Source organism: Enterococcus silesiacus (genome assembly GCF_001886225.1).
GTDB classification, from domain to species: domain Bacteria; phylum Bacillota; class Bacilli; order Lactobacillales; family Enterococcaceae; genus Enterococcus_L; species Enterococcus_L silesiacus.
The window spans coordinates 16,912-38,198 of sequence record NZ_JXLC01000027.1; the positions used below are offsets into that span (position 1 = coordinate 16,912).

Annotated in this window: 18 protein-coding genes and 1 CRISPR repeat array; of the genes, 15 read left to right on the forward strand and 3 right to left on the reverse strand. The window is 35.6% G+C overall.

Annotated features, from left to right (window positions below):
- Positions 1-61 precede the first annotated feature (61 nt).
- From RV15_RS15225 to RV15_RS15260, 8 genes are all read left to right on the forward strand, one after another.
- Positions 62-805, forward strand: coding sequence for a signal peptidase I (locus RV15_RS15225; protein ID WP_071878865.1), 744 nt, complete (start codon positions 62-64; stop codon positions 803-805).
- 63 nt (positions 806-868) lie between these two features.
- Positions 869-2,074 (forward strand): hypothetical protein, encoded by a 1,206-nt coding sequence (locus RV15_RS15230; RefSeq protein WP_071878866.1) that lies wholly within the window; start codon positions 869-871, stop codon positions 2,072-2,074.
- 22 nt (positions 2,075-2,096) lie between these two features.
- Positions 2,097-2,849: a hypothetical protein gene (locus tag RV15_RS15235; protein WP_071878867.1), complete on the forward strand. Its 753-nt coding sequence runs from the start codon at positions 2,097-2,099 to the stop codon at positions 2,847-2,849.
- 15 nt (positions 2,850-2,864) lie between these two features.
- Entirely contained in the window at positions 2,865-3,686 is an 822-nt protein-coding gene (locus RV15_RS15240) for a hypothetical protein (protein ID WP_071878868.1), read from the forward strand.
- A 15-nt stretch (positions 3,687-3,701) separates the two neighbouring features.
- Positions 3,702-4,283 carry a hypothetical protein gene (locus RV15_RS15245; RefSeq protein WP_071878869.1) on the forward strand — a complete coding sequence of 194 codons (582 nt, stop codon included), beginning with the start codon at positions 3,702-3,704 and terminating at the stop codon, positions 4,281-4,283.
- Positions 4,284-4,296: 13 nt separating this feature from the next.
- Positions 4,297-7,365, forward strand: coding sequence for a hypothetical protein (locus RV15_RS15250; protein WP_071878870.1), 3,069 nt, complete (start codon positions 4,297-4,299; stop codon positions 7,363-7,365).
- A 514-nt stretch (positions 7,366-7,879) separates the two neighbouring features.
- Complete coding sequence (locus tag RV15_RS15255; protein ID WP_071878871.1) at positions 7,880-8,143, forward strand: hypothetical protein; 264 nt, start codon at positions 7,880-7,882, stop codon at positions 8,141-8,143.
- 131 nt (positions 8,144-8,274) lie between these two features.
- Entirely contained in the window at positions 8,275-8,517 is a 243-nt protein-coding gene (locus tag RV15_RS15260; protein ID WP_071878872.1) for a GlsB/YeaQ/YmgE family stress response membrane protein, read from the forward strand.
- Positions 8,518-8,587: 70 nt separating this feature from the next.
- On the opposite strand, the gene RV15_RS15265 is transcribed toward RV15_RS15260, so the two are convergent.
- Entirely contained in the window at positions 8,588-10,486 is a 1,899-nt protein-coding gene (locus RV15_RS15265) for a BglG family transcription antiterminator (protein ID WP_071878873.1), read from the reverse strand.
- 192 nt (positions 10,487-10,678) lie between these two features.
- Between RV15_RS15265 and RV15_RS15270 the strand changes: the two genes are divergently transcribed.
- The 4 genes from RV15_RS15270 to RV15_RS15285 are packed head-to-tail and all read left to right on the forward strand — an operon-like array spanning position 10,679 to position 14,066.
- Entirely contained in the window at positions 10,679-10,999 is a 321-nt protein-coding gene (locus RV15_RS15270; protein ID WP_071878874.1) for a PTS sugar transporter subunit IIB, read from the forward strand.
- Positions 11,000-11,020: 21 nt separating this feature from the next.
- Complete coding sequence (locus RV15_RS15275) at positions 11,021-12,274, forward strand: PTS sugar transporter subunit IIC (RefSeq protein WP_071878875.1); 1,254 nt, start codon at positions 11,021-11,023, stop codon at positions 12,272-12,274.
- A 4-nt stretch (positions 12,275-12,278) separates the two neighbouring features.
- Positions 12,279-12,623 (forward strand): PTS lactose/cellobiose transporter subunit IIA, encoded by a 345-nt coding sequence (locus RV15_RS15280; RefSeq protein WP_071878876.1) that lies wholly within the window; start codon positions 12,279-12,281, stop codon positions 12,621-12,623.
- An 18-nt stretch (positions 12,624-12,641) separates the two neighbouring features.
- Positions 12,642-14,066 (forward strand): glycoside hydrolase family 1 protein, encoded by a 1,425-nt coding sequence (locus RV15_RS15285; protein ID WP_071878877.1) that lies wholly within the window; start codon positions 12,642-12,644, stop codon positions 14,064-14,066.
- Positions 14,067-14,130: 64 nt separating this feature from the next.
- Here the strand turns inward: RV15_RS15285 and rlmD are convergent, their stop codons facing one another.
- The gene (gene rlmD, locus RV15_RS15290; RefSeq protein ID WP_071878878.1) at positions 14,131-15,501 is read right to left on the reverse strand and encodes a 23S rRNA (uracil(1939)-C(5))-methyltransferase RlmD; all 1,371 of its coding nucleotides are present in this window, start codon (positions 15,499-15,501) and stop codon (positions 14,131-14,133) included.
- A 137-nt stretch (positions 15,502-15,638) separates the two neighbouring features.
- Between rlmD and recX the strand changes: the two genes are divergently transcribed.
- The 3 genes from recX (at position 15,639) to bph (ending at position 20,624) form a co-directional block, all read left to right on the forward strand.
- On the forward strand, positions 15,639-16,439 hold the full coding sequence (gene recX, locus RV15_RS15295) for a recombination regulator RecX (protein WP_071878879.1): 801 nt from the start codon (positions 15,639-15,641) through the stop codon (positions 16,437-16,439).
- Positions 16,429-17,604, forward strand: a complete 1,176-nt coding sequence (gene mutY, locus RV15_RS15300) for an A/G-specific adenine glycosylase (RefSeq protein WP_071878880.1) — start codon at positions 16,429-16,431, stop codon at positions 17,602-17,604. Before recX ends, mutY begins: the two co-directional genes overlap by 11 nt.
- Before the next feature lie 165 nt (positions 17,605-17,769).
- Positions 17,770-19,818: direct repeats of the CRISPR family, unit length 33 nt; unit sequence GTCTAGCTCTGTTTAGAGCTAGTGGATTGAAAT.
- Between the two features lie 272 nt (positions 19,819-20,090).
- Positions 20,091-20,624, forward strand: a complete 534-nt coding sequence (gene bph / locus RV15_RS15305) for a biofilm phosphatase Bph (RefSeq protein WP_025872814.1) — start codon at positions 20,091-20,093, stop codon at positions 20,622-20,624.
- A gap of 83 nt (positions 20,625-20,707) precedes the next feature.
- Here bph and RV15_RS15310 read toward each other — a convergent pair whose 3' ends face one another.
- On the reverse strand, positions 20,708-21,142 hold the full coding sequence (locus RV15_RS15310; protein ID WP_071878881.1) for a GNAT family N-acetyltransferase: 435 nt from the start codon (positions 21,140-21,142) through the stop codon (positions 20,708-20,710).
- Between the last annotated feature and the right edge of the window lie 145 nt (positions 21,143-21,287).

Below are 21,287 nucleotides of genomic sequence, written 5' to 3' on the forward strand. Positions count from 1 at the left end.
TTTTTATTTAAATAGTATGTGGAATAAGTTTTAAATGAGTATGGAAAATAGGGGTGTAATTTTGTCTAAAAATTTAGAAGTGAATAAAAAGAAGAAAACTCCTCCTAAAGGTGTACAAAAGCGAACAGCTAAAAAGATTGAGCAAAGTAGAGAAAAAACAACTCGAGTTTCTACTACAAAAAAAATGAAGAAAAAAAAGCTGAGTAAAAAAGCTGTTCTTCCGCCCTCTCCTTGGAAAAAAAGAATTGCTATCGTGTTTGATGTTGCTTTTTATGGCTTAATGTTAGCGATTGTTTTGGGTGCAACCTTGTTTGTATTAAATAAAGATCCAGAAAAATCATTTTGGGGCTATCGGTTTTATACAGTTAAAACCAATTCTATGGTCCCAAAAAAAGATTCTTTGCCTGGTGGATTTTATGCTGGGGATATAATTATAGTGAAAAGTGCAACCTACGATCAGGTAAATGTAAATGATATTATTACTTATCGTGTTGGAGAAGATGCAAATCTGACTCACCGACTTGTAAAGAAAGCAGATCAGTTGGAAGGTAAAGAAGGTCAATTTGTAATAACAAAAGGGGATGCAAATAATAGTGATGATCCGCCGATATCAGCGGAGCGCATCGTTGGTAAAACTTTGTTTGTGATTCCCAAAGTCGGAGAAGTACTGAAATTTGTACAGGGGCATTTTGTTGTTAGTCTGGTGTTTTTATTCTCATTATTTGGTTTTATATGGGTACTAAGAGTCTTTGCAGATCAACCAACAATTGTCACAAAAAAGCGTTCTGTGAGGCAGCGCCGTTAAGCATGGTATGATTCAATGATCCATTCATTGATTTATATATTTAGAATATTAGGAGGAAGAAAAATGAAAAAAGTATCAATCAAAAAAAAGAAAAAGCTTTTAACAGCTAGTGCTGTTGGGTTGGCAACGTTAATGCTGTTAGCAGGAACATTTGCCTGGGTTCAAATAAGAGATGAACGAATCAATAGAATGAATACAAAAACAATTACAGATGGTTCTGTAAAATTGGATGAAAAATTCATCCCAAATGAGAACTGGGAAATTGGTACTGAAAACCAAAAAGAAGTTAGCGTTAATAACTTAGGTGATCAGCCTGTATTTGTCCGTGTATCATATGAAGAAGTATTAAAAGTTTATAAAGACAATGCGCAACAAAAAGAAAATAGTGCTGCATGGAAAAAAGGCGACAGTGATTTTCCAGTTTCATTTGAGGCTAATAAGTATTCAGACACTAAATGGACAACTTTAACTGCTAAAAATATTACGCCAGCCTTACCAGAAGGTGTCACTATAAAAGTTAAAGCAAGTAAAAATGAAAAAGGTGTTAGCGTTGAATCTGTTGCTTATTATGAGCATGAGGACTTAGGGGATAAATTCCAAAAAGTGTCACTAAATCTATCTGCTACTGATTATTCTGAAGAGAATGTTTCTGATTGGACGTTTAACGCAACTGACTTTAAGTATTTTGTTTATTCAGGTATAGAACACAAAGCCAAAGATTGGGCTGGAAATAACGTATTACTTGGTACAAAAGGTGAAAAATATGGAGTTGCTTATGACTATGAATATACAACCTTAGGAGTATCAGGTGCATCAGTTCCTAAAACTCTGGCAACAGGAAATCAAATTCCACAAGTTGATTCAGCTGATGCTTCTCGTTGGACATCAAAAATGCAGGCAGACAATGAGTTAGACTCAGCTTTGTATGCAGTATATGATGCTGCAGCAATGACAGATACTGCTACTCTTGAACAAGGAAAATGGGTTTATAATACAGAAGATGGCTATTTCTATTATCTGAATGCTTTAGAAAGTGGTAATGAGACCCCTGTATTTTTACAAGCCTTAGGTTTTGCTAATAATGCTTCAGGTTCTTATTCAGATATGCAATTTGATCTAGTCGTGAACTTAGAAGCGATTCAAGCAGTAAAAGCTGCATTAACTGATGCTGCTGGCGATAATGGTGGTTGGGCAATGAGCACTGAAGAAGGTACAACAACTAAAAAAATTGTCGATTTATTAACAACATTTGCATCTAAAAATAATTAATTAAATTAGGGAGGGAAGAAAAATGGGGCAGCTTAACACCACGAATAAGAAGGGGTGGCACCTATTGCTTCTCTTCCTCTTTTCGATTCTTAGTGTAGGAATTGAGGAAGTATCTGTCCATGCAGAAGCGTTGCCTCCCGGAATGGTTATTGGAGATAGTGAGGGACTGTATGCTACAAGTGAAGGTGAATATTTTATTGATTTAGTAGATGTTATGCCTGGTTATTCATTTACTAAAGAAATCACGATTAGAAATGTCGATGTAAAAGAAGGATTTAAGTTGAGTCTATTAGTAAAAGCAGGAAAAAATACTGGGCCTATCGATTTTACAGATGCAGTAAAGGTTGAATTGGAACATGAAGGAAAGATAATTTATGCAGGTGGACTTTTAGGGAATGACCAGCACGACTGGACATCTGATCCATTGCCTTTAGGAGTCTATGAATCTGGTGGCGAAAGTGTTTTGAAGGCAAGGTTTACTGTGTCTAGCAGTCTAGGGTTAGAGGATTACAAAGAACCAAGTGAATATCAATTTCATTGGATTTTTGATGCTGAATCAAAGGCAAAAGGAACGACTGAAATCGAAGCACCTATTTTTAAACCAGAGCCTTCAAAAAAAAAGGATGAAAAAAAATCATTTTGGGATTATCTACCTAGAACTGGTGAAGAGATAGAAAATTTTTTATACAAAGTATGCGCAGCTTTCTTTGTACTTGTAATTATTTTATTACTTAAAAGATTTAATAAAGACAATCAAAATGGAGAGGCAGGTTAAGGAGAGAGGGAGAGAATGATTAAAAAGAACAAGAGTAGACTAAGACGTTATCATGGAAAAATTCATGTTCTCATCTTTACACTGCTTTATGGACTGCTAATGATTGCTGGAGGCACATATGCGTGGGTAACAATGGCTGATCAACGAATTAACCGTATGGATTCAAAACGCTTGGAAATTAGACTTGAAGGACAAAAAAATAGTGTCATTGTCGCACCAAATTACAAAGCTGAAAAAAATATCGCTGTCAGAAATGATGGAACATCGTTAGCTTTAGTGCGGGTATCATTACACGAAGTGGCGTTATCTTTCAAGATCGACTTACAGGATCAAACGGGGAATGGCCACTTGGAACTTGTTAAAACAGCAAGTGTTAATCCAATTCAGCTAACTGATAGTAAAACTTGGTTACCAAATGAAACGTATGAAAAACAGCCAAGTGACTTTTTAACAGGCAAAATACGCACAGAAAATGAGAAGCTAACATGGCCTTTAGACGATGGGGGGCGGCCATTGCTCCTTCAAAATACAATACATCCACAATTTACAACAGAGCTAACAAAGACAGTTCTTGATAAAAAAACACCTTACTGGTTGTTTTATAAAGACTTCTTTTATTACTCAGAACCTTTAAAACCAGGCGAATGGACAATTAGCCTGATATCTCATTTAGCAGTTTCAAAACAACTTTCAAATGAATTAAAAGGAAGCTTGTATGAAATTACTGCTAACGCACAAGCTTATTCAGCATCAAAACTTGCAATCAGTGAAGCACCTGGTTTTGAATTGGGCAAAAATAACCCTGTATATGAAATGTTGAAAGATAAAGTAGATTAAAAAGGAGAGGGCAAGATGAAAACTAAATTGTTTGTTAGCTCTTTTGTTCTTTTGACTACATTTGTCTTGCTTGCAAAGGGGACGGGGGAAACAAATGCTAATTTTTATTCTAAAGATGAGCGGTCTTATTCTGTTCAAGCTGGTGATTTGAAGGTTTTAGTTCTTGATAAAGATCCCGTTGAATCTAAGTTAACCATTGATAAAGAACAAGCTAGAGTAATACAGGTCAGAAATAAAGCGGAAGTAAGCCAGTTTGTTCGGCTAATGATTCATCCAACATTAATCGATTCAAAAGGAATTTCACATGTAGTAGCATTAAATGAAATTGCTGTGGGTCTAAATCTGATTGATTGGATAGACGGCAAAGATGGCTATTACTATTATAATAAGAAGTTGAAAGAAGGACAAACAACTGCTGCATTAGTTGAGAAAATCAAAGTTCAAAATAATACGCAAGGTAAATTAACGCTTGGAATAAAAGCTGAAGCAGTTACTGCTGAAGATCAAACTTATGTTAATGCATGGTGGCAATCTCAAATACCTGAGTCAGAACCATTGAAAAGTGTGTACGAAGTATTATACGGTGAAAAAGAATGAGGAGGAACCTAACATGAAAATAAAAAATACTAAAAAAAAATCCTCTAAACTGCCTAATAAAAAAAGTCTTTTCAAATGGAAGCTGTTACTGTTTACTGCAGTGTTTATGATTGCGGTAGGTATTAGTTTGTCTTTCTATCAAAAAGTAACAAAAAAATTTTTAATTCAAGCAACACCATATAGTGACCAAACGATTATTTTAGACAAGGGAACAGAGAATGAGTTTGAAGTTCCAAGTGATGGGAAAAATGTATTCGAAAAAGATTTATTGCCTAAATATGCTGATTATAAACAAGGAAGCCAAATCAAACTAAATTTAAATCGTGAAATGTTTAGCGGATATAGCACAACTTTAAATGATAGAGTAATTCAAGCGGTAAAAACAAAAGAAAATAAGGTGATTGAATTGCGTTTATTTGGTAATTATGGCTTTGAAGGAATCAATAATACCAAAGAAATGACTTATGGACAGCTAGCATTGATTGATGCCAATGGAAATGTGGAGAAAACAATTTGGGTAGCTGAAAAAGCACCTGAATGGATGCCATCGAGAAACGATCCTTCCCACAGCGCACCAAGTGGACTTTATGATAATCAAAATGGAACATTTTCTATTTACTATACAGGTTCTTCTTCTAGAAGAATGAGCTTGCTTATAGACAATAATCTGAATGTCGTCAGCCGAGAAAAAATTAATGAAAATGGTCATGATCGTCAAGGACAAACCAATAATCGAACCTCTGTAGATTATGAAGGGAATCGTTATGCGTATGTTTTTTTTAATGACTCTGCTGCTGTAAAAGAAAAAACGAAATATAATGTTTTTACAATAGATGCACAAGGCAAATACATTTTGAATTTTAAACTAAAAGCAATGAATGCAGCTTTTGATTATGGCGCTTTGATTGGTGAAAACCAAAAGCCTGATGGGTGGCGTGATGGAATTGATTCAGATTCATTAATTCGTGGTACAAATGAAGAATTTGTTGGGATATCGGAACTTAACACAACGACCGGACTAGCTCCCAAATTGAAATTTTTGAATATTTGGTCAGCTGCTGGAGATTTACTTTATACATATCAACCTAATGATGGTAAAGGGTCAGCAACACTAAATTTTATAAGAGCAATCTCTTCGCCCAGGGAATATTATTTTACTGAGACACTATCCTCAGAGGTAAGTCTAAAAAAATTAGATATTGCTACTAAAAAGGTTGAAACAATCAAAGTATTTCCGAAAGGCACTAAAATTGATTTTGTTCAAAATGACAATGGAGAGTATTCATTTTACGGCTATATCACAGAATTTAACGGAATCTTTCGCGGATATGGTGAAAAGCCGGCTTTAGTTGTCGGAAGGATGGATAAAAATTTTACGATTATTTCACTTAGTGGTATCGCATCAGCTGATAAAATTTCATTAGTAGTGATTTTATCTCTAAATAATGAAAATTACTATGTTGGTGGCAATATTTTGGGTGGTAAAGAATTTGTTGAAAACAGTTTTCCTGATGGGGCGAAAGAAAAACAATTTTCAGGGAAGATGACTAATTCTTTATATGGTATTTTGAAAGTAGTGGATGATTATAGCCCTATAATTAAAGGTGATGATTTAAAAATTAACGTTTCAGATCCTAGATTCTCTGACGTAACTTTTTTGAATAATATGCTAATTTATGGAACGGATAAAGTCGATAGAACCCATAAAGATGCTATAAAAGTCTATGATCAACACGATCTTGTACGGAGTTTGGATTTAAAGGATGAAGAATGGTTGTATGATCGAATTAACCGTAATCCACTAAATCCGACCGAAATTAATTGGCATGCACTGGGCTTAGATTTAGCGATGCTTGGACCACAAAGAATTACGTATTTTATCACCGATTCTCAACTGCAAACAACAAGTACATCAAGATGGATTAATAAAATAGATGATGGTATGGCTGTTACCGATGAATATTTATTGAAAGCTAGTAATTTCCATGTGTCGATAGATGATGTAGCTACTTTGGATGCAGTAAAAGTTAAAAATGCTAGTGGCACTAAGTTGTGGGAATTATTTGATCAACATGAATTGATCGATGATGGAACTAGCCAGAAAGATAAAGCGCTAGTCGATGAAAATCAACTGACAACAATAAAACAGGCAAAAAAAGGCTATGATCTGAAAAGAAGTCAATCTAAAAGTCCGGAGTTAGAAGATTATTCGGAATTTATCAAGCCTTATCCTCTAACGATTTACTATGAATATAAAGATAATAATGACCAAACCAAAAAACTGCGACAGGATTTGACGGTTTTCGTAACTAATGGAACAACAAAAGTTGATATCGAAAAAAAACAAGTTATCTACGGATTTGGCTTTTCTTATCCATTGAAAAAAGCGTATTCTTTAACCGATGAACAAATTATTGAACTATCTAAAGCGACTGTATGGAAATACGATAATATTTGGGATCAAAATGTGGCAGAGACTGATTTTTCAACGAATAGAAACGATGAGTACCTAACAGGGACAAATGAATTTAAAACTGGTATAAATAATGCACGAAACCCAAGGGAAGATTATCAACTTAAGTTGACTACAAATTTAATTCCGGACAACGTGACAAATGATTTAATTCAAGTAAAACTTTATGAAGATGAAGTGACTCTTCATGTTCGTCAACTTGTTCAAAAGTCTGCTGAAGGGCTCATTGTACCAACAGAAGGTTATTTTTACTTAGATAATATCAAAAATGTTGACGAACAGGCTGTTCAGCGTTTTCAATCTATTGGCAAATCCGGAACACAAATTGATGTAGAATATACAACGGTCAAATTACCTGTTTCATTTGATCAGTATTTTTACCAAGCATTAGTGATTTTGCCTGAATATTATAAATATGATGGTTATCAGCTAGCATCGACTGAAGCAAATTTAGAGCAAATTCAGATTGGATTGCCTAAGATAGATTTTCGTGATGATAATAATGAATATTGGCTGACATTGTTGATATCACCTTCAATCACTGAAGGCGACAAGCTAGGTCTATATGGCTGGAGTTATGGTCAAAAAGATAGTTATCTGGTGGAATAAAGAGTAACATCTCAAAAGAATCATGAAACTTTCTTTTAGTAAAAATAGAAAGTTTCATGATTCTTTTTTATGTGCTCTATTTTGACAGATTAACTAAGCACTTTTATTAGTAGGCATGGTTTCATAAAGGATAAGACATAGCAATCGAATTGTTTTACAAAGACATTTAAAATTATTTATTTGATTATGAGAAGGCTAATAATAGGGGGAAAACAGTCTTGAGGGGATTGGTAAAGATCTTTTATAAACGCAAGAACTGACAAAAAAATCATCAAAGACTGAATATCACTTTGAAGTAACTAGCTCTACAAGGTAATGAAATTGATTAATTTTGTAGATGATGAACTGGATTGACACCATTTTTTTATGATCGATAAAATGAAAAACCTGTTATCATACTTTTTTTGTTTTACCAAACGAAGTTCAAAGCATATCAATCGAATTTTTTGACGGAGGCGTTTAAAATTATAGATATATAATCGTCTATTGATCAAAATAAGAGGGAGAGCTTACGATGGAAAGAGAAATCAGTGTTGCAGTAACTTGTAAAAATTGCGAAAATGACGTGATAGGCAAATTTTTATTGAATACGAGAACCGACAAAGCAGATCATCAAAGAGTAAACATTCCTTTAGGTGAATTGACACTTTCAGAAAATGAAATTGAATTAGTTTGTGATGATATTTTAGTGGATGATGAAATAAATCTACACTATGATTGTAAAAATTGTGGGACTAAAAATCATGTAACAATTTTAGTGATAGATGAGATGAAATGAAAATGGCAAAAAAATGAAAAATAAATGATATGAATTTTAAGTGCATTTCTTTCGCAAGAAAATAAATAATCTGTTAGCATAATTAAGTAATCATTATTACTTTTATTCTATTTGTAAGGGAGGTCATTTATATGCATTGGTTATGGGTTTTAATCGTAGGTGGTGTTATCGGAGCAATTGCCGGAGCAATCACAAGTAAAGGAAAATCAATGGGCTGGATCTTCAATATTGTTGCAGGTCTTGCAGGCTCATCAATTGGTCAAGCACTTCTAGGAAGTTGGGGACCTCAAGTTGCCGGTATGGCATTGTTTCCATCAATTATTGGTGCTGTGATTTTAGTTGCAGTTGTATCATTTTTTGTAGGTAAAAATTAAACTAATCCATAGAAAAACCGCTTAGAGTTTAAAGACTCTTAGCGGTTTTTTATTGTTTTGATTTGTATATCTATTTAAATAATTCATCAATAAATTCTTCATAATTTTCCACGCTTAAAAGTTTAGCTAATTTCTCCTGATTTGAAAAAGTGTCGATCATAAAATCAAATAATTGCCGGAATTTTTTCATATCCTCTTGATTCATAACAATCATAATAATCACCTGAACATAGTGGTTCCCCCATTTTACAGGCCAATCGTTCAAAATAATAGAGATCCCCGTTTTTTCAGCACTCATTTCAATCGCATGTGGTAAAGCGACGGAGTTGTTGAATGAGGTAGCAGACATTTTCTCTCGTTCTTTGATCAAGTCAATAAAATGAGCATCAATGTATTTTTTTTCGATCAATTGAGCACCTAGATGATCAATGTATAGATCTGGAGTTTTTAAATAAATGTTTCGTTCAAACCGTTCTGGTGTTAAGTATGTTTGGACACTTTCTTTTAAAGTTTCTAACAATTGCTCTTGCTTTACTAGCTGAATGGATTGTTGGATTTTTTTTATATCTTTTCCTGATAAAAAGGGAGAAATCTGAATGACATGCGCCAGCTCTTTCATTTCTATCGTCGATAAAACCAAATCAGCTTGTTGTATTTCGGTCAGATCGTTCTTGTCTAATCGATAAAAAGTTCCGATAATATTTAAGCTAGATTTGAATGCATCCCCGATTTTATAGATCAAACGTTTGTGCATATCATAATATTCTGGCGTATAGATCACACAACTTAATTTATTCTCTGTCTCAAATTTTTCTTCAAAATAAGAGCCGATGTGAAGTGCAATAAAAGTAATTTCATCATCTGAAATTGGAATATTGATCTGTTTTTGGATTTGTTTGGCAATGAAGACAGCAACCTCATAAATAAAAGCATAGGATTGCTTGATTTCTTCAGATAAAGGATTGTGAACTTGCTTGCCATTCTGTGCTCGTGAGATCAAATTAGACACGTGCAAAGCTAAATTCAACACTAGCTCGCCTGAAGTATGAGTAATAAAATACTTTTCAGAGACAGTTTCCATCAGGGTCGAAATAAAGGTATAGATAGAAGTGCCCATGTAATCTTTTAAGAAAGCATCATTCGATGGTGAGATTTTAGTCATTAATAAAAGGGTCAAATTGTTGATTTCATAAAGATCCATTTTGATAGTAAAAGCTTGATCGATATCTTTTCCAATCTGCGTGGCAATTTGATATTCAATTTGATCGTTAGTAAATAGTTCAGGGATAAAATCGACTTCAGATCGTTGATGATGCTGAAGTCGATTGATGGCGATAGCGATATGAAGCAATAGGCTGTTAATAGCATAGCCATTTATATAGAGATGTTGACTGCTCAAACGATCGATCACGATTTTTTGGATCGTTTCAATCGGAAGATCTGGGAATACGGTTTGAATGTAATCTACGGATTGAAAATTTTGCAGAGCCTCATCCTGTAGCATGTCACTAGTAAGCTTTCGAAAGTTTGCTTCGTCGCCTTCCATACTTAGAAAATGCCTATGCTTAATGATTTTTAAATGATATTTATTCATTTTCTTGCGTAGCCGAATGGTATCTTTTTCTATAGTAGGAATACTGACAAATAACGTTTCTGCAACCTCAAAGTAATCGACATTTTTGTGTTTGATCAATAAGTTCATCAAATAATTCATTCGTTCGACAGGTGTATTCAATTCCCGTTTATTATGAGAAAAAAATTCGTCGATCTGAACACTACTATCGATCTTGTATCCTTTTCTGGAAGCTTGGATCATTTCAAAATTAGCATGTTGATTGATTCGAGCGACATAGTTACGAATTGTTCTTGTTGACGTGGATAACGCTTCAGCTAGAAAAGTCGAAGATAGCCAATTGTGATGTTGAATCAACAGCTTTACTAGTGCTGCCTCTTTCTTATTTAAGGACACAATACCCGCTCCTCTCCACTTTTTGATATCTCTTATTATTCTTTCTTTTAAAAAGCAAATCAAGTACAGTTGCTTCCGCCAAAGCAGCCAGATGAGGAAAGAATCATATTTGATAGTGATGAGTAAAACATAGATGATAGGAGTGTAATAACTGAGTGAGCTTGTTCGGCTTTTAAATTTAGGAGGGAAAAAATGAGTGAATTAAATGTATTATTAGTCTGCGGATCGGGTGCCAGCAGCGGATTTATGGCTGCCAATATGCGTAAGGCAGCAAAAGTGAAAAATTTAGATATGAGTATTGTAGCAAGAAGTGAATCGGAAATTGAAAATTATATTGAGGAGATCGATGCCTTGATGGTGGGGCCTCATCTTGAGTATATCATTGATGAAATCGATGAAATTATTCATGGGTTTCCAGTAAAAGTTATTCTGATGAAAAAAGAGTATTATGCAACACTGAACGGAGATGCTGCTATCGAGCATTTGCTAAGTTCGTTAAAAGAAGATGAATAACGTGAAAAAGGAGACGTAAATATGAATAAGTTGATCTTTTGGTTGGAAAATAGCTTCTCACCTAAAATGAATAAAGTGAATAATAATCCTTGGATCGTCAGTATCAAAGATTCAATCATGCAGACATTGCCGTTTATTTTCCTAGGTTCGATTTTTTCGATGTTGGCCATTTTGAATGAGTATTTTCCAGCTCTTCCAAGCTTTTGGGTACCATTCGGCTGGACGATGGGAAAAATTTCGCTATTCGTCGCTTTCTTGATTCCGTTTAATTTAATGGAGAAAAAAAGATTGCGCAAGCAAAGAATCGTCGCTGGAATGAGCGGATTAGTTTTGTTTTTGATGATTATTTCACCGCAGATCGAGAAAGACGGTGTGATTGGTTTTGGTCATGATGCATTAGGAGCTGGCGGGATGTTTGTTGCGATAGTTGCCGGATTGATTGCTGGATTTGTCTTGGTTACGTTAGGAAAATTCACATTCTTTAAGGAAGAATCAGTGATTCCAGATTTTGTCAGAGCTTGGTTTGATTCTATGCTGCCGATTGGGCTTATTATCATTTTTGGCTGGGTCGTTGTTTTGATCATGAAAGTGGATCTATATAACATTGTTTTAAGTATTTTTATGCCATTATCAAGCTTTATGGAGTCTCCTGGAGGCTTTGTGGGGATGATGTTTTTAATTTGTTTCCTGTATTCAATGGGGATTTCTACTTGGGTTTTGACACCTGTCGTTCAGCCGGTTTTGCTAAAAGCAATTGCCGAAAATATCGCACTCGTTCAAAATGGCACAGCCTCTGTAGAAACGTTAAATTTAGTTACCAGCAGTACTTTATACTCAGCGTATCTGTGGATCGGCGGAATTGGTTGTACGATGCCACTGGTTCTAATGATGATGCGGGCTCAATCTAAGAAAATTAGTGCATTAGGCAAAGCGTGTATCGTACCATCTATTTTTAATATCAACGAACCTGTGATTTTTGGTGCTGTTGCTTGGAATCCATTATTGATGATTCCAATGTGGCTTCAAGGGATTATTTTGCCGATTGTGATTTACATTTTTACAAAGGTGATTCCATTTGCACCGATTCCTAAAGTTCAATTTGAATTGTGGTATTGTCCGTTTCCATTTGCTACTTGGTTTACGACTGGGACGATTACAGGAATTATCTTGATGCTAGTCATTTTTGCGCTATCTACCGCTATTTGGTATCCATTTTTTAAAGCATATGATGATCAAGAAACAAAAGCTGAAAATCAAGCGTTGAAGGAGGTTTAAGCATATGGACGATGTATTGTCACAACAAGCGATGAAAATTATTTTATTCGCAGGAGATGCCAGAGTCAATTGTAAAAATGCCCTTGTTGCAACTGAAAAGAATGATTTTGAAACGGCTGCAGCAGAAATGAAAGTTGCCAAAACGAATATTACTGAGGCACATAAAATTCAAACGCAAGCGATTCAAAGTGAAATGGGCGAAGAGGTAACCCAGCATGAGCATTCTTTGCTATTTACACATGCGCAAGATACATTGATGACGATCTATAGCGAAATCAATCTGGCTAATCACTTAATCAAAATAGCCAAACAACTCAATGATCGTTTAATATTACTCGAAAAAAATTAAAGAAAAGGGGCAAAACATATGTATCAAGTACCAACTGGGTTTCCAAAAAACTTTTTATGGGGCGGAGCTGTGGCTGCTAATCAATGTGAAGGAGCGTATGAGTATGAAGGTAAAGGCACAAGTGTTGCTGATATCAATGAATTTAGAGCAGATCTCCCATTAGAAAAAAGATCGAACGCAGAAATTTCCACTAGCTACATTGAAGAAGCCTTGAATAGTAAAACAGGGATTTTTCCTAAAAGATGGGGAATTAATTTCAAAGAAACTTATCCAACGGATTTAAAATTATTAGGAGATATGGGCTTAAAATTATTTAGAACCTCAATCGACTGGTCGCGAATATTCCCAAATGGTGATGAACTTGAACCAAACGAAGCGGGATTGCTTTTTTATGATAAAATGATCGATGAAATTATCGCAAACGGTATGGAACCAATGATTACACTTTCCCACTATGAAATTCCGCTGAATCTTACGTTGAATTATAAGGGATGGTATTCAAGAGAGGTCGTTGATTTCTTTGTTCGTTACTGTAAAGTTATTTTTGACCGCTATCAAGGCAAAGTAAAATATTGGATTGTGATCAATCAGATCAATTTGATCGGTCATGAATCATTTAATCATTTAGGAATTGCTGAAGATAAGGTAGATAATCTTGCGGAAGCGAAATATCAAGGGGTTCATCATATGATGGTCGCATCAGCTTTAGCGACTGAATATGCACATCAAGTCGACGGAAATTATGAAGTAGGGATGATGCTTTGTGGCGGTCCGGAATATGCGGCAACCTGTGAGCCAGAAGATGTTTTGGCAACACTGAAAATCAATCAAATGCAGTATTTTTTTGCTGATGTACTATTAAGAGGCTACTATCCAGGGTATGCGTTTCGCTATTTTGAAGAACATGATATTAAGCTAGAATTTGCTGATGGGGATGAGGCTATTCTGAAAAATACGGCAGATTATCTGTCATTTTCGTATTACTATACACAAATTTGCGATGCAAAACATGATGAACCTTATCGAAATAAAGCTCTACCAGCAAATCCTTGGGGCTGGACGATCGATCCACTTGGGCTAAGAACATTACTGAATTCTTTTTATGACCGCTATCAATGTCCGATCTATATCACCGAAAATGGTATTGGCTGTTATGATAAACTAGAAGAAGACGGAAGTATTCACGATGATTATCGGATCGATTATTACAAAGCTCATATCGAACAAATGAGAGAAGCAATCAGAGATGGTGTTGATCTTAGAGGCTATTGTGCTTGGGGGCCGATCGATATTATTAGTTGCTCTTCTTCTGAAATGAGTAAAAGATACGGATTTATTTATGTAGATCAAGATGATTATGGAAAAAGGAGTCAAAAACGTTATTTGAAAGATAGCTATGATTGGATGAAAAAGGTGATAGCTAGTAATGGGAAAGTACTTTAGTATTGATTTAAAAAGATCCAACACCCAGATTTTATTCTGAGTGTTGGATCTTTTTCATATCAAATTATCTTTTAGTCAATTTCACAACAACTTCACATCTTGCTGTTTGCGGAAACATATCAACTGATTGCATATAGTTCACATCAAAGACTTTGGCTAGATCAACTAAATCTTTTGCAAGCGTCGACACATTACAAGAAATATAAACCATTTTTTTAGGAGGCTGCTTTAAAATAGCTCTCAGTAGTTTTTGATCTAATCCAGTTCTAGGAGGGTCAACAATGATTGCATCGGGTTTAAAACCGCTCTGAAGCCATTTAGGCAGTAATTCTTCAGCTGTTCCCACTTCATAATGGGTATTTGTCACACCTAAGCGCTCAGCATTCATCTTAGCATCTTCGATCGCGGCTGGAATAATATCCATTCCTCGAACTTCTTTGGCTTGTTTAGCGATACTTAAACCAATTGTTCCCACACCACAATAGGCATCAACGACTGTTTCATTTGGCTGTAGGTCTAAAGCTTTCAATGCTTCATTATATAAAACTTCTGTTTGTTCTGGGTTTAGTTGGAAAAAGGCTCTAGGAGATAAATCAAAGGTAACTTCGTTGATTTGCTCTTCAATGCTTTCTTTACCCCAAACGTGAATCGTTTCATCACCCATAACAATCGATGTTCTTTTATTTTGAACGTTTTGCATAATCGAAACAACCTCTGGAAGCTGTTGTGTGATTTCTTCGATCAGAGCTTTTTTCTGTGGAAATTTTACGGATTGCGTAATAAAAACAACTTGAACTTCGTTTGTTTTAACACCGACACGAACCATTAACGTTCGGAAGATACCACTATTTTTTCGTTCATTATAAATCGGTAATTGGTATTTGTTCAATAACTCCACCAAAGCGTTCATTACTTTAGTTGTAGCGGGTTGTTGAACAAGACAATCGTCAATGGGAACTAAACGATGAGAATCTGCTTGATACAGTCCAGCTTCAACTTCTCCCTCGATTTTCCGTAATTGAAATTGCGCCTTATTACGATAATTCCAAGGATTTTTCATTCCAATCGTTTTAGGTAGCTGATAATTTTCATAGTTTCTGGGTCTGAACTTATTTAGCGACTGTTTTAATAGATCTTTTTTAAAGAGTAGTTGTGCTGGGTATGCTAAATGTTGCAGCTGACAGCCACCGCAAGCTTCATAAACAGGGCAAGGCGGCACGACACGTTCAGGAGCTGCTTTTATGATTTTCTTTAGCTGCCCTTCAACAAAACGAGGAGCTATTTTTGTGATTTCTACAGAGATATCTTCTTTTGGTAAAGCACCAGGTACGAATACGATCGTTTTTTTGTAATAACCGATCCCTTCACCATTGATGCCTAAACGTTTTATTTTTAAAGGAATCGTTTGTCCTTCTTTTAATAGTTGTGTGGTCATAATTCCATCCTTTTGATCCGTAGATCTATTAATCAAATATATCGATAGTTCTTATTTTAGCACAATTTGCCTAGTTTAGCTTCTGCCAAATATATGTTATAGTAGAATATATGTTCTCACTAGAAAGGCGGAGAAAGATGGAAACAATCACGAAAATTACAAAAGACAAAGGTCAGTTTTATCTTATCTGGCTGTCTTCAGGAGAAAAATTACGTGTATCTGAGGATACTTTAGTCCGACAACGGTTGTTAAAAGGACAAGAACTATCAGATGAAATGGTCGAAAAAATAAAAAAAGCTGGTTCTTATGATGTGGGCTTGCAAATGTCCTTAAATTATTTAAGCTATCAGCTACGTTCAAAAAAAGAAATTTTAGATTATCTGAAGGAAAAGGAAATTTTACCCGAAGATCGAAAAAGCATCGTGATCCGCTTAGAAGAAATGAACCTTTTAGACGATAAAATATTTAGTGAAAGCTATGTCCGCACCTTGATGCGCACAAGTGATAAAGGACCCAAAATGATCGAACAACAACTAAAACGAAAAGGCTTGAATGACGAAGACATTCAACATGGGTTAACTTTTTATATTATGGATGAACAAGTTGAAGTAGCAAAAGCGACCGCTGAAAAAGCAATGAGACGTTACCGGACAAAGAGTTTCAAAGATGCCTTGCAAAAAGTTCAAATGCACTTGATGCAAAAAGGCTTTAATCGCGAGGTCATCGATTTGGCTTTAGAAGAGCTATCTTTTGAAAAAGATGAAGACCAAGAATTAGATGTGATCAGAAAAGAAGGCGATAAATTATGGGAGAAACATCGTAAGTTAGACCCTTATAAACGCCTAATGAAAGTCAAACAAGGATTATTCCAAAAACGTTTTGACTCAGATTTAATTCAGCAATATTTTGATGAAAAGGAATTAGAGAATGAAGAATGAAAAATATTGGGAGACGTGGAGTGATGATAAACTCCAGTCATTTCAAGAAGAATTTATTGCTTGGTATGAAAAGGAAAAGCGAAATTTACCTTGGCGTGTCAATCTAGATCCATACCGTATTTGGATCTCAGAAATCATGCTGCAGCAAACCCGTGTTGATACAGTGATCGATTATTATTATCGTTTTATGGAATGGTTTCCGACGATCAAGGATTTAGCTGAAGCTCCAGATGATCGATTATTAAAAGCTTGGGAAGGCTTAGGGTATTACTCCAGAGCAAGAAATTTAAAAGTTGCAGCTCAGCAGATCATGGCAGAATTTAATGGTCAGATGCCTGAAACGATCGAAGAAATCCGTCAATTAAAAGGAATCGGACCTTATACAGCTGGTGCAATCGGCAGTATTGCGTTTCAACTCCCAGAACCTGCAATCGATGGCAACGTTATGCGTGTTGTAAGCCGTTTGTTTGAAATCAGTGATGATATTGCCAAACCTAGCAGTCGTAAGGTTTTTGAAGAAGCAATGTATAAAATCATTGATCAAAATCGTCCTGGGGACTTCAATCAAGCGATGATGGATCTAGGCTCTTCGATTTGTACACCCACCTCACCAAAGTGTGAGGAATGCCCGATCCAGCCTTATTGTTTGAGTTATAAGAATAATACAATGACAAATTTTCCAGTTAAATCCAAAAAAATGAAACCAAAAGATGTCTACTATATCGGTGGAATCATCGAAAATAAAAAACAGGAATTTTTATTAAGTCAGCGTGATTCAATAGGTTTATTAGCGAATATGTGGCTGTTCCCGATTACTGAGATAACAAAAGAACGCTTCGATTTTTTACAAAAAAATTGGGCTAAAGAAGATCAGCAAATGTCATTCGATTTTGAAGAGCAAAATAAGGTGGCAGAAGATACAACAGAAATTTTTGAAGAGTATCCGGAAGTTGTTTGGCAAAAGCGAACATTAGGTGAAGTAACTCATATTTTCAGTCATTTAAAATGGCATATTCTTGTGTTTTACGGACGCCAGACAGGCCTATCAGAGTTGGCTAAAAATCAGCGCTGGGTACAAGAAGCGGATTATTCAAATTTAGTTTTTCCAAAGCCTCAGCAAAAAATGGTAGAACTTTATAAACAAGAATTTAAAATAGATGAATAAATTGTGGTGCGAACCCTAAGTGCACATAAAATCCCTAGGAGATCCGCACCACAATTTAGCTGATTTAAGCTGGAAAAACAGGAATTTTCTCATCTTAATTTAATGTTATACTGTGATTAAAGGTGGAATAGTGGAAATATGTCAGGTATTTCAACTATTTTCACAGTCTAGCTCTGTTTAGAGCTAGTGGATTGAAATATTTTGAGTGCTGTTAGGTTGGATGGTTTTTTAGGTCTAGCTCTGTTTAGAGCTAGTGGATTGAAATTTTGTTAGATAAATCATAATTCATCGGTGCAGTTAGTCTAGCTCTGTTTAGAGCTAGTGGATTGAAATAAGTCAATGCCTTGTCTCAAAATGTTCTTGAGCTGTCTAGCTCTGTTTAGAGCTAGTGGATTGAAATTTATCCACTTCCACACTGTCATTAATCGCTATATCGTCTAGCTCTGTTTAGAGCTAGTGGATTGAAATGCTTTTGCTGATTCCTTTTGATTTAGCCAACCCATCGTCTAGCTCTGTTTAGAGCTAGTGGATTGAAATTCATATAAATCTTTATATTCAATCGTATTTTCTGTCTAGCTCTGTTTAGAGCTAGTGGATTGAAATATCATAGGAAGGATTATAGAGCTTGATTCCCTTAGGTCTAGCTCTGTTTAGAGCTAGTGGATTGAAATCATCGATAAAGCCGATTTTAATTAATGAGATAAAGGTCTAGCTCTGTTTAGAGCTAGTGGATTGAAATACCTTTAACATGCCGTACGAATGACTGGACAAAATGTCTAGCTCTGTTTAGAGCTAGTGGATTGAAATCTCGGTTGCTAATGACGTGGCAGGACTCGAACCGTCTAGCTCTGTTTAGAGCTAGTGGATTGAAATACCCTCGACCATTTTCTCACTCATTTTATATTTGTCTAGCTCTGTTTAGAGCTAGTGGATTGAAATCCCTAAAATGCTGACTACAAAAACACGTTCTCGGTGTCTAGCTCTGTTTAGAGCTAGTGGATTGAAATCAACTGCGGTACCACTACTTGTATAGCGCAAATCGTCTAGCTCTGTTTAGAGCTAGTGGATTGAAATCTTTTTTGTTTAGTTCGAGCCTTTGTTCTACATGTCTAGCTCTGTTTAGAGCTAGTGGATTGAAATATCGATACACCAGCTTCAAACAGCATGGAAGCATGTCTAGCTCTGTTTAGAGCTAGTGGATTGAAATCTCAACCCATTGTTGGAAGTACCTTAGAATCTCTTGTCTAGCTCTGTTTAGAGCTAGTGGATTGAAATTTCGTTTGCAGCTGGTGACCCTACTTTAGATCACCGTCTAGCTCTGTTTAGAGCTAGTGGATTGAAATATATTAGTTAAATAGGTTACTAACCCCTCAATGAAGTCTAGCTCTGTTTAGAGCTAGTGGATTGAAATTCCAATGGCCCAACCAGCAATTAATGGATAAGCGTCTAGCTCTGTTTAGAGCTAGTGGATTGAAATTTTGCATAAAAAGAAAAAAAATCATACTTAACTGTCTAGCTCTGTTTAGAGCTAGTGGATTGAAATAAGCATGGGGGAAAGATGCAAGCACGTTGGCAGATGTCTAGCTCTGTTTAGAGCTAGTGGATTGAAATAGATCCGGATCAGGAATTGATTGAGCAGCGTTTGGTCTAGCTCTGTTTAGAGCTAGTGGATTGAAATCATGACAATTTTGAAGCAGTACAAGAAGCAAGAGTCTAGCTCTGTTTAGAGCTAGTGGATTGAAATATCGACAGAGTTTTCCAAATTCCCCATAACGTTCGTCTAGCTCTGTTTAGAGCTAGTGGATTGAAATTTCTGGAACCTTGAAAACACGTTGAATGGCTACGTCTAGCTCTGTTTAGAGCTAGTGGATTGAAATTTTTGTTTCCATTTCGTTAACTACCATTGATTCATGTCTAGCTCTGTTTAGAGCTAGTGGATTGAAATTCAACCAGTTGCCCTCATAATTTTGGATAAAATGTCTAGCTCTGTTTAGAGCTAGTGGATTGAAATTTGTTCCTCCTCAGTCTTTGCAAAATACTTCTCTGTCTAGCTCTGTTTAGAGCTAGTGGATTGAAATCGATTGCGCCGTTGATCCCTGGGGGTGCTGGCGTAGTCTAGCTCTGTTTAGAGCTAGTGGATTGAAATTGATAGCTGCCTCCCTGTATACCCAGCTTCAACCAGTCTAGCTCTGTTTAGAGCTAGTAGATTGAAAAAGTAAGCTGTTTGTTTATCTGAACTTAAAATTTGTTGAACTTTTGTTAAAGAGCCAGCCATTCTTCAAAATCACCCTATTTAACTTTCAAAAAACTAAAATCAAACCATTTATTTTAATAGTTCCTCCTCATTCTGACAAGAAAGCAAACTCCTTAGTATGCAAAGTTGAAAATTATGATATAATTATATTGATATCGGTGTAATGAACACCCAAACGAAGAGCAATCAGCTGTTAGAAGCGATTTTTCGTACTAGGGAAAGTTGGGGGACTATGGCAATTCCAAAAGAAGGTGAATTTGTAACGATCCAAAGTTACAAACACGATGGGCATTTGCATCGAACATGGCGAGATACTATGGTATTAAAAACAAGTGAGTATTCTTTGATCGGCGTAAACGATCATACTTTGGTGACAGAGTCTGATGGACGTCGTTGGGTTACTCGGGAACCAGCTATCGTTTATTTCCATAAAAAATACTGGTTCAACATAATAGCGATGATTAGGGAAAAGGGGGTTTCTTATTACTGCAATCTAGCGTCACCATATCTTTTAGATGATGAAGCATTGAAGTATATTGATTACGATTTGGATATCAAAGTTTTTCCTGATGGTGAAAAACGTTTATTGGATGTGGATGAATATGAATTCCACAGTAAAATTATGGATTATCCAGAAGATATTGATTTTATTCTAAAAGAAAATGTCAAGACGTTGGTCGATTGGATTAATAATGAAAAAGGCCCATTCTCTGAAGCCTATGTAGATATCTGGTATAAGCGATACCAAGAGCTATCAAAGAAATAGCCAATGTAAGATGTTAAGTGAAAAAGAAACCAAAGCAAGATTTTGTTAAGTCTTGCTTTGGTTTCTTTATTTTCGCTAAAAAACTAAAATTGTTTACTCATCTGATAATGTTCAATAGCTGCATCAAGGAACATTTCGCCTTCCTTGATATACCCCATTTTTTCATAAAATCCAAGAGCTGTGATTTGTGCGCCTAAAGTGATAGCGTTGTACCCTTGCTCATTGGCAAACTGTTCAGCACCTTCTACAATCAAGCGACCATACTCATTACCTCTAAACTCTTTTTGAACAGCCATCCGTTGTAATTTTATCAAACTATCTTCTAACGGCAATAAGCGGCAAGTAGCAATAGCTTCGTTGTTATCACCGTACAAAATAAAATGGATACAAGCCGCTTCGTATTTATCGATTTCAATCTCACCAGGAACACCTTGCTCTTGCATGAACACTTGACGGCGGATTTTAACAGCATCCAAGTAGATATCGCTCATGGTATCTTTTGTGTGGACGATTTTCATTTAGCACCTCAGTTATAATTATTTTGTTTATTATATATCAAGAGTAGGAGAAAAATTATTATTTTATTTAAATAGCAGTTTTTTACTATTTTTAATTCGGATCTGGAGCCCAAAACATATCTGAAGTAATTTTTGAATTTTATAA